Source organism: Streptomyces sp. NPDC006384 (assembly GCF_042870695.1).
Lineage (GTDB): Bacteria > Actinomycetota > Actinomycetes > Streptomycetales > Streptomycetaceae > Streptomyces.
In genome coordinates this window covers 22,494-32,005 of the sequence record NZ_JBIAHR010000043.1, presented here as the reverse complement: position 1 = coordinate 32,005, position 9,512 = coordinate 22,494, and the positions used below count along the sequence as shown (strand labels likewise).

9 protein-coding genes are annotated in these 9,512 nt (G+C 71.2%); 8 read left to right on the top strand and 1 reads right to left on the bottom strand.

Features of this window, described 5'->3' with window-relative positions; translation table 11 throughout:
* Positions 1 to 377: 377 nt before the first annotated feature.
* The 8 genes from ACFYOJ_RS35540 (at position 378) to ACFYOJ_RS35505 (ending at position 8,614) form a co-directional block, all read left to right on the top strand.
* Positions 378 to 1,427 carry a BMP family ABC transporter substrate-binding protein gene (locus ACFYOJ_RS35540; RefSeq protein WP_356557009.1) on the top strand — a complete coding sequence of 350 codons (1,050 nt, stop codon included), beginning with the start codon at positions 378 to 380 and terminating at the stop codon, positions 1,425 to 1,427.
* 234 nt (positions 1,428 to 1,661) lie between these two features.
* Entirely contained in the window at positions 1,662 to 3,227 is a 1,566-nt protein-coding gene (locus ACFYOJ_RS35535; RefSeq protein ID WP_356557010.1) for an ABC transporter ATP-binding protein, read from the top strand.
* Positions 3,227 to 4,351 (top strand): ABC transporter permease, encoded by a 1,125-nt coding sequence (locus ACFYOJ_RS35530; protein ID WP_356557011.1) that lies wholly within the window; start codon positions 3,227 to 3,229, stop codon positions 4,349 to 4,351. The genes ACFYOJ_RS35535 and ACFYOJ_RS35530 overlap by 1 nt, the downstream gene beginning before the upstream one ends.
* Complete coding sequence (locus ACFYOJ_RS35525; protein WP_356557012.1) at positions 4,348 to 5,622, top strand: ABC transporter permease; 1,275 nt, start codon at positions 4,348 to 4,350, stop codon at positions 5,620 to 5,622. Before ACFYOJ_RS35530 ends, ACFYOJ_RS35525 begins: the two co-directional genes overlap by 4 nt.
* On the top strand, positions 5,619 to 6,011 hold the full coding sequence (locus tag ACFYOJ_RS35520) for a cytidine deaminase (protein ID WP_356557013.1): 393 nt from the start codon (positions 5,619 to 5,621) through the stop codon (positions 6,009 to 6,011). Before ACFYOJ_RS35525 ends, ACFYOJ_RS35520 begins: the two co-directional genes overlap by 4 nt.
* A 29-nt stretch (positions 6,012 to 6,040) precedes the next feature.
* Positions 6,041 to 7,324: a thymidine phosphorylase gene (locus ACFYOJ_RS35515; protein ID WP_356557014.1), complete on the top strand. Its 1,284-nt coding sequence runs from the start codon at positions 6,041 to 6,043 to the stop codon at positions 7,322 to 7,324.
* A gap of 96 nt (positions 7,325 to 7,420) precedes the next feature.
* Complete coding sequence (locus tag ACFYOJ_RS35510) at positions 7,421 to 8,005, top strand: Uma2 family endonuclease (protein WP_356557015.1); 585 nt, start codon at positions 7,421 to 7,423, stop codon at positions 8,003 to 8,005.
* Between the two features lie 222 nt (positions 8,006 to 8,227).
* Entirely contained in the window at positions 8,228 to 8,614 is a 387-nt protein-coding gene (locus ACFYOJ_RS35505) for an STAS domain-containing protein (protein ID WP_356557016.1), read from the top strand.
* Here the strand turns inward: ACFYOJ_RS35505 and ACFYOJ_RS35500 are convergent.
* Positions 8,507 to 9,511, bottom strand: a complete 1,005-nt coding sequence (locus ACFYOJ_RS35500) for a sigma-70 family RNA polymerase sigma factor (protein ID WP_356557017.1) — start codon at positions 9,509 to 9,511, stop codon at positions 8,507 to 8,509. The two genes, ACFYOJ_RS35505 and ACFYOJ_RS35500, sit on opposite strands and share 108 nt — an antisense overlap.
* Between the last annotated feature and the right edge of the window lies 1 nt (position 9,512).

The window sequence follows — 9,512 nt, the reverse complement described above, 5'->3', positions numbered from 1 at the left end:
TCCGCCCGCGTGGCCTGGGCGGCGGGGGGGGGGGGGCCGCCCGGGGGCGCGCCCCCCCCCCCCCCCCCCCCCCCCCCCCCCCCCCCCCGCGTTCCGCGCCCTGCCCCGCCCCCGTCGCGCCCCGTCACACACCCGCCCCCGCCGTCCGCACGCCCGCGCCACGCCACCGCCCCCGCCACCGGGGCCCGTACGTCACCCTCCGCCACCTCCCGGCAGCACCCGGCGAGCCCCGCGCCCCCGGTCCTGTCACCTTGCTCACGGGCGCATAACAAGGTGGACAGAAGGGGTTTTCAGGCAGGTCTACGCGCGTTAATCTGCGGCGAAGCCAGCGCCGTAGCCGAACCGTCCCCGGCGCTTGTACGACAGGAGCACCAGACATGCGCCGGATTACCCGGATCACGGTCGCAGGCGCAGCGACCGCCTCCCTGGCCCTCGCCCTCGCCGCCTGCGGTGGTACCTCGACCTCCTCCGGGTCGTCCGAGTCGAAGGGCGACAAGGGCCTCGCCATCGCCTACGACGTCGGCGGCAAGGGCGACCAGTCCTTCAACGACGCCGCGTACGCCGGTCTGGAGCAGGCGAAGAAGGAGTTCGGCTACGAGACGGCCGACATCGAGCCCACCGAGGGCGAGACCGACGCCGACAAGGAGCAGCGCCTGGCGTCGCTCGCCAAGCAGGGCTACAACCCGGTCATCGGCGTCGGCTACGCGTACGCCACCGCCATGAAGGCCGCCGCCGAGAAGTACCCGGACACCACCTTCGGCATCGTGGACGACGCCACGATCAACGCGAAGAACGTGGCGGACCTGGTCTTCAACGAGGAGGAGGCCTCCTACCTCGCCGGTGTCGCCGCCGCCAAGAGCACCAGGACCAAGACGGTCGGCTTCGTGGGCGGTGTGGACGTCCCGCTGATCCACAAGTTCCAGGCCGGCTTCGAGCAGGGCGTCAAGGACACCGACCCCAAGGTCAAGGTCCTGTCCCAGTACCTGACGCAGACGGCGGAGGAGGGCGGCTTCAACAGCCCCGACAAGGGCAAGACCGCCGCCGAGGGCCAGATCGAGAAGAAGGCCGACGTCGTCTACGCCGCCGCCGGCCTGTCCGGCCAGGGTGTGATCGAGGCCGCCGCGGCCCACAAGATCTGGGCGATCGGCGTCGACTCCGACCAGTACAAGCAGGAAGCCCTCGCCAAGTACAAGGACCACATCCTGACTTCGGCGACCAAGGACGTCGCCAAGGCGGTGTACAACCTCGCGAAGTCGGTCGAGAACGGCAAGCCGGAGACCGGTATCGTCAAGGGCGATCTGAAGTCCGGCGAGGTCGGCCTGTCGGTCTCCAACCCGAAGTTCGCGGACGACGCCGAGCTCCAGGCAGCCATCGAGACGGCCAAGGAGAAGATCGTCAGCGGCGAGATCAAGGTCAAGAGCAGCTGAACCGAGCCGAGCTGAGCACCACCTCGAACAGCGTGTGACCGCGCCGGTCGCGCCGCGCGGCGGGGTACGGGAAGGGTCTTGCGGGACACCTCCTCGTACCCCGTCGTGCCGGTGTGCCGCCGCGGTTTCGAGATGCCGTAGGGGCGCTACGCGCGTAGACGACCCCCGTCCCCAGGAGTGTGCGCCATCAACGCGTCCAGCAGCCCTCCGGCCGGAGCGGCGGTCAACGAATCGGTGACCGCCGTCGAACTCGCCGGGATCACCAAGCGTTTCCCCGGTGTCGTGGCCAACCACGACATCCACCTCACCGTCCGCAAGGGCACCGTCCACGCCCTCGTCGGCGAGAACGGCGCCGGCAAGTCGACGCTGATGAAGATCCTCTACGGCATGCAGAAGCCGGACGAGGGCACCATCACGATCGACGGCGAGCAGGTCTCCTTCTCCTCGCCCGCCGACGCCATCGTCCGCGGCATCGGCATGGTCCACCAGCACTTCATGCTCGCCGACAACCTCACGGTCCTGGAGAACGTGGTCCTCGGCAGCGAGAAGCTGTACGGCATCGGCGGCCGGGCCCGCCGGAAGATCAAGGAGATCTCCGAGCGCTACGGCCTCGACGTCCGCCCCGACGTCCTGGTCGAGGAGCTCGGCGTCGCCGCCCGCCAGCGCGTGGAGATCCTCAAGGTCCTCTACCGCGGCGCCCGCACACTGATCCTGGACGAGCCGACGGCCGTCCTGGTGCCGCAGGAGGTGGACGCCCTCTTCGACAACCTGCGCGAGCTGAAGGCCGAGGGCCTGTCCGTCATCTTCATCTCCCACAAGCTGGGCGAGGTCCTCTCCGTCGCCGACGACATCACCGTCATCCGCCGCGGCACCACGGTCGGCACCGCCGTCCCGTCCGAGACCACCCCGCGCCAGCTCGCCGAGCTGATGGTCGGCAGCGAGCTGCCCACCCCCGAGACCGCCGAGTCCACGGTCACCGACCGCCCGGTCCTCACCGTCGACAGGCTCCGCCTCGCGGCCCCCGGCGGCAAGGCCCTGCTGGACGACATCACCTTCACCATCCACGCCGGCGAGGTCCTCGGCATCGCCGGCGTCGAGGGCAACGGCCAGACCGAGCTGGTCGACGCGCTCATCGGCCTGCGCCACGCCGACTCCGGCACCATCCGCTTCCTCGACGAGGACATCACCTCCCTGCCCACCCGCAAGCGCCGCGAGCAGGGCGTCGGCTACATCCCCGAGGACCGCCACCGCCACGGGCTGCTCCTGGAGGCCCCCCTCTGGGAGAACCGCATCCTCGGCCACGTCACCGAGAAGCCCAACGCCAAGGGCGTCTGGCTGGACCCGAAGGCCGCGCAGGAGGACACCCGGCGCATCGTCGAGACGTACGACGTCCGCACCCCCGGCATCGACGTCACCGCGGCCTCCCTGTCCGGCGGCAACCAGCAGAAGCTGATCGTCGGCCGCGAGATGAGCCACCGGCCGCGCTTCCTGATCGCCGCCCACCCCACCCGCGGTGTGGACGTCGGCGCGCAGGCCGCGATCTGGGACCACATCCGTGAGGCCCGCCGCGAGGGCCTGGCCGTGCTGCTGATCTCCGCCGACCTGGACGAGCTGATCGGCCTGTCCGACACCCTGCGGGTGATCTACGACGGCCGGCTGGTCGCGGACGCCGACCCCGCGTCCATCACCCCCGAGCAGCTCGGCTCGGCGATGACCGGCGCCGCGACCGGTCACCTGGAACACGACGAGACCCCCGGGACCCGCGAGGCTCCCGGGTCCGCGGAAGACGAGGCCCGCTGATGAAGAAGTTCGACAAGGAGCGCGTGCTCCTCGCGGTGGCCGGACCGGTCATCGCGCTCGCCGTGGCCTTCGTGCTCAGCGCGATCGTCCTGATCGCCTCGGGCAAGAACCCGGTCGAGCCCTTCGCCCTCATGTTCGAGCAGGCCGGTTTCTCCGACATCCAGGTGCTGATCGTCAACCAGGCGTCGATGTACTACATCGCCGCCCTCGCGGTCGCCATCGGCTTCCGGATGAACCTGTTCAACATCGGCGTCGACGGCCAGTACCAGCTCGCCGCCATGACGGCGGCGATCGTCGGCGCCCACGCGAACCTCCCGGCGTTCCTGCAGATCCCGCTGCTGCTCCTGACCGCCGTCCTCACCGGCGCCTTCTGGTCCGGCATCGCCGGCGTCCTCAAGGTCACCCGCGGTGTCAGCGAGGTCGTCGCGACGATCATGCTCAACGCCATCGCCACCGCCGTCATCGGCTACCTGTGGCTGCCGGACGTCTTCGGCGTCAAGATCGGCAACAACAACACCACCGGCGAGATGCACGAGTCCGGCTGGATCCCCGGCCTCGACATGGGCGCCGCCGGCGAGGTCTACGGACTGGTGTTCCTCGCCGTCCTGCTCGGCGTCGGCTACTGGGTCGTCCTCAACCGCACCCGCTTCGGCTTCGACCTGCGCGCCTCCGGCGCCTCCGAGTCCGCCGCCGCGGCCAGCGGCGTCGACCCCAAGCGGATGGTGCTCACCGCGATGCTCATCTCCGGCGGCCTCGCCGGCCTCGCGGGCCTGCCGATCCTGCTCGGCGACACCCACACCTACAGCCTCAACTTCCCCACCGGCATCGGCTTCCTCGGCATCGGCATCGCCCTGCTCGGCCGCAACAGCCCGGTCGGCATCGCCTTCGCCGCCCTGCTGTGGGCCTGGCTCGACAAGGCCAGCCCCGAGCTGGACTTCCACGGCTACGACAAGGAGATCGCGGTCATCATGCAGGGCCTGATCGTCCTGTCCGTCGTCGTCTCCTACGAGGCCGTCCGCGAGTGGGGCCTGCGCCGCCAGCAGCGCCGGGTCGGCGCGGAACTGGCCGCCGGTCACGTCCTCGGCGCCACCGACAACACCCAGAAGGAGGTGGCTGGCCGATGACCACGCCGACCTCAGCGACCGACGTCAACCAGCCCTCGCTGCGGAGCGCCGCGCCGGCCGGCCGCCGCATGCCGCTGCCGGTCCTGCTCCTGGTCATCGCCGGAGCCCTGGCGCTGACCTCCATCGTCCGCCTCGTCACCGGCGCGAACGGCATCACCAACGTCAGCCAGATGTCCACCGCCCTCCAGCTCGCCGTGCCCATCGGGCTCGCCGCGCTCGGCGGTCTGTGGGCCGAGCGCGCGGGCGTCGTCAACATCGGCCTCGAGGGCATGCTGATCCTCGGCACCTGGTTCGGCGCCTGGGCCGGCTTCCAGTGGGGCCCGTGGACCGGCGTCCTCGTCGGCATCGTCGGCGGCGCGATCGGCGGCCTGCTGCACGCGATCGTCACCGTCACCTTCAACGTCAACCACATCGTCTCCGGTGTGGCCATCAACATCCTGGCCCTCGGCGCCACCCGCTACCTGGCCCCGCTCGCCTTCGAGGGCCACCAGGGCGGCTCCGCCAAGCAGTCCCCGCCGGTCGACTCCCTCGGCCACTTCACGGTGCCAGGGCTCTCCGACGGCCTGCAGACCCTCAACGACAAGCACTGGTTCTTCGTCTCGGACATCGCCGGCCTGCTCGGCGGCCTGGTCACCGACGTCTCCTGGCTGACCCTGATCGCCGTCGCCCTGATCCCCGCCACCTGGTGGATCCTGTGGCGCACGCCGTTCGGTCTGCGCCTGCGCTCCTGCGGCGAGAACCCGGTCGCCGCCGAGTCCCTCGGCGTCAACGTCTACAAGTACAAGTACCTCGCCGTGATCATCTCCGGCGGTCTGGCCGGTCTCGGCGGCGTCTTCCTGGCCATCGTGGCCAACCCCTTCTACCTGGAGGGCCAGACCAGCGGCCGCGGCTACATCGGCCTCGCCGCGATGATCTTCGGCAACTGGATGCCCGGCGGCCTCGCCATCGGCGCCGGCCTGTTCGGCTACACCGACAGCCTCAACCTGCGCGGCGGCTCCGCCAACGTCCACGCCCTGCTGCTGCTCGGCGCGCTGCTGCTGGTCGCCGGCGCGATCTGGCTGGCCGTCCGCAGGAAGTACGCCAAGGCCGCGGTCACCTTCGTCGTCGGCGCCCTCGTCTTCGCCTGGTACGCCGGCACCGACGAGGTCCCCAACCAGGTCGTCTCCGCCACCCCGTACGTCGTCACCCTCGTCGTCCTCGCGCTGTCCGCGCAGCGCCTGCGGATGCCGAAGGCGGACGGCATGCCGTACCGGAAGGGACAGGGCAAGTGACCGGCACCGACTGGGAGGCCCTGCGCAGCGCGGCCCGGTCCGCGATGTCCCGGGCGTACGTCCCGTACTCCGGGTACAGGGTCGGCGCCGCCGCCCTGGCCGACGACGGCCGCACCGTCACCGGCTGCAACGTGGAGAACGCCAGCTACGGCGTCGGCCTGTGCGCCGAGTGCGGCCTCGTCTCCCAGCTGCAGCTGACCGGCGGCGGCCGGCTGACGCACTTCGTCTGCGTCGACGGCGAGGGCGAGGTCCTCGTCCCCTGCGGGCGCTGCCGCCAGCTGCTGTACGAGTTCGGCGGCCCGGAGCTGCTGCTGGAGACCCCCGCCGGGATCCTCCCGCTGTCGGAGATGCTCCCGCAGGCCTTCGGCCCCGACCACCTCACGAAGTAACCCCCGCGACCGCGTAAGGAAAGCCAGACATGGCCATGGACGTCATCTCCGTCATCCGCACCAAGCGGGACCGCGGCGAACTCAGCGGCGAGCAGATCGACTGGGTCATCGACGCGTACACCCGCGGCGAGGTGGCCGACGAGCAGATGTCGGCCCTCGCCATGGCCATCCTGCTCAACGGCATGAACCGCGACGAGATCGCCCGCTGGACGGCCGCGATGATCGCCTCGGGCGAGCGCATGGACTTCTCGTCCCTGTCCCGCCCGACCGCCGACAAGCACTCCACGGGCGGCGTCGGCGACAAGATCACCCTGCCGCTCGCCCCGCTGGTCGCGGCCTGCGGCGCGGCCGTCCCGCAGCTCTCCGGCCGGGGCCTCGGCCACACCGGCGGCACCCTGGACAAGCTGGAGTCCATCCCCGGCTGGCGCGCGCTGCTGTCCAACGAGGAGATGCTGAACGTCCTCGACGGCGTCGGCGCGGTGATCTGCGCCGCCGGCGACGGCCTCGCCCCCGCCGACAAGAAGCTGTACGCGCTCCGCGACGTCACCGGCACGGTCGAGGCGATCCCGCTCATCGCCTCGTCGATCATGTCGAAGAAGATCGCGGAGGGCACCGGGTCCCTGGTCCTGGACGTGAAGGTGGGCAGCGGCGCCTTCATGAAGACCATCGAGGACGCCCGCGAGCTGGCCGCCACGATGGTCGGCCTCGGCACGGACCACGGCGTGAAGACCGTCGCGCTCCTGACCGACATGGCGACGCCCCTCGGTCTCACCGCGGGCAACGCCCTGGAGGTCCGCGAGTCCGTCGAGGTCCTGGCCGGCGGCGGCCCGTCCGACGTGGTCGAGCTGACCCTCTCCCTCGCCCGCGAGATGCTCGACGCGGCCGGCCTGCCCGACGCCGATCCGGCGAAGGCCCTCGCCGACGGCTCCGCGATGGACGTCTGGCGCCGCATGATCGCGGCCCAGGGCGGCGACCCGGACGCCCCCCTGCCCACCTCGAAGGAGCAGCACGTCGTCAAGGCCGGCGCCTCCGGCGTCCTGACCCACCTCGACGCCTACGACATCGGCGTCGCCGCCTGGCGCCTGGGCGCGGGCCGCGCCCGCAAGGAGGACCCGGTGCAGGCCGCCGCGGGCGTCGAGCTCCACGCCAAGCCCGGCGACACGGTCACCGAGGGCCAGCCCCTCCTGACCCTCCACACCGACACCCCGGACCGCTTCGCGTACGCCCTGGACGCGGTGGCGGGCTCCTACGACATCGCCCCGGCCGGCACGGACTTCACCGCCTCGCCGGTGGTACTGGAGCGCATCGCCTGACCTGCGCTTTCCTCATCCGGGTGAACGGGATCGGTAGACCACTGCCGGTCCCGTTCGGCATGCTGAGATCGGTGACGCACCGATGGGAGAACCGCCATGAGCGCACTCACCGTGAGCCAGGAGCCCGACCAGAACTGGGACGACCTCGTCCGGTTCTGGGAGGAGATGGAATGGCCCGAGGGCAGCAAGGTGGAGATCATCGAGGGGATCATCACCGTGTCACCTGCTCCGGGACTGCCTCACAACGTGATCGCTGCACGCATCCAGCGTCGCTTGTACTCAGCGATCCCGGAGGACTGGGAGGTTTTCCAGACACTGGCGATCGCCGTTCCGTCCCGCCTCGGGATGCTGATCCCCGACCTCGTGGTCGCACCACTGCCCGACCACACCGAGTCCGACACCCACATCCCCGCCGCCCTCGCGGAGCTCGTCGTCGAGGTCACCTCCAAGTCCAACGCCCGCCACGACCGCATCAGCAAGCCCACCGCCTACGCCACCGCCGGCGTCCCGCTCTACCTCCTCATCGACCGCTGGGCCCCCGGCGGCCCCACCGCGACGCTCTACGGTGAACCGAAGGGCGACGTCTACCGGGTCCTGAGCGCCGCCAAGTTCGGCGATCCCCTCACCCTCCCCGCCCCCTTCGGCCTGGTCATCGACACCGGCGAGTTCCCCGAGGCCTGACCCACCCCGAAACCGCCGCCGCCCCACCGGCACCGGCACGACCGCCGACACCAGGACCGCCTCCCAGGCCGGCCGCTCGCCCACCCCGTACGTCGGCGCATACGTGCACAGGTTCTGCGCGGCGGGCGGTGCCGGCGTCACCACCACGTCCAGCGGTTGCCCGCTCCGCACCGGGTGCGACGTGGTCTTCGGCGGGCCGGGACCCCGGCGGGCCCCGCACCGATGAGTTCCCGGCGTGCCCCCGGTCTACCGCACGTGGATGCCGTGACACCCGCCGTACTCGTGCTGCCGGGGCCTGTCTCCCGCGGGGAGACACCCAGGCTCTGCGACGAGGTGCGCGCGCTGCTGAGAACCACCCGGACCGGGGTGGTCGTCTGCGACGTCGGCGGGCTGGGACCGCCCGGTCTCGCCGTCGTCGATCTGCTGGCCCGGCTGCAGCTCACCGCCCGCCGGGCCGGGGGCCGGATACGCCTGCGCGGCCCCGACCCCGCCCTGCGCGCCCTACTCGACCTCGTCGGCCTCCCCTTCGAGACGGAGGGGCAGGTCGAACAGGGGGAACCACCGCTTGGTGTCCAGGAAGCAGTGGAACCCGGTGATGCGCCCGTCTGAGATCTCCAGCACCTGCACCGCCCACGGCGAGAAGCCGCCCGCCTCCGGGTCCGGCTTGTAGTGCGCGAAGGCCGGCAGCCCGTTGGCCTGGACCGGCACCAGCCGCGAGCCCGCGCACGAGGCGCCGATCGTCGACATGAAACCGGTGATGTCCGCCGGGCCGGCCAGCCACAGGTCGAACGGCGGCATCGTCATGACGGCGTCCTCGTGCAGCAGCGCCGTCAGCGCGGTCATGTCGTAACCCTCGAAGGCGGCGACATAGCGCTCCAGGAGTCTCTGCTGCTCCTCGTCCAGCGGATCGGACACCGCCGCGTCGGCGCCCTTCTCCTCCCGCTCGGCGAGGGTCGCGCGGGCCCGCTGCAGGGCGCTGTTGACCGAGGCGACCGACGTGCCGAGCAGCTCGGCGACCTCGCTGGCCTTCCACGCCAGCACCTCGCGCAGGATCAGCACCGCCCGCTGCTTGGGCGGCAGTTGCTGCAGCGCCGCCATGAAGGCGAGCCGTACCGATTCCTTGGCCACCGCGGCCTCCGCAGGGTCGGCCGTCGTCGGCAGCACCCGGGCGTCCGGCATCGGCTCCAGCCAGGTGTTGTCCGGACGGGGCGACAGGGCGGCCTGGGCGAGCGGCGTGGCGTCCGTCAGATCCATCGGGCGGGCCCGCTTGTTGCCCGCGGTCAGCATGTCCAGGCAGACGTTGGTCGCGATGCGGTACAGCCAGGAGCGGAGACTGGAGCGGCCCTCGAACTTGTCGTAGCTCCGCCAGGCGCGGACCAGGGTGTCCTGCACCGCGTCCTCGGCCTCGAAGGAGGAGCCGAGCATCCGGTAGCAGTACCCCGTCAGTTCGACCCGGTGCTTCTCCAGCGCCGAATCCAGCTCCGGCGTCACGGTGCCGTTGGTCATC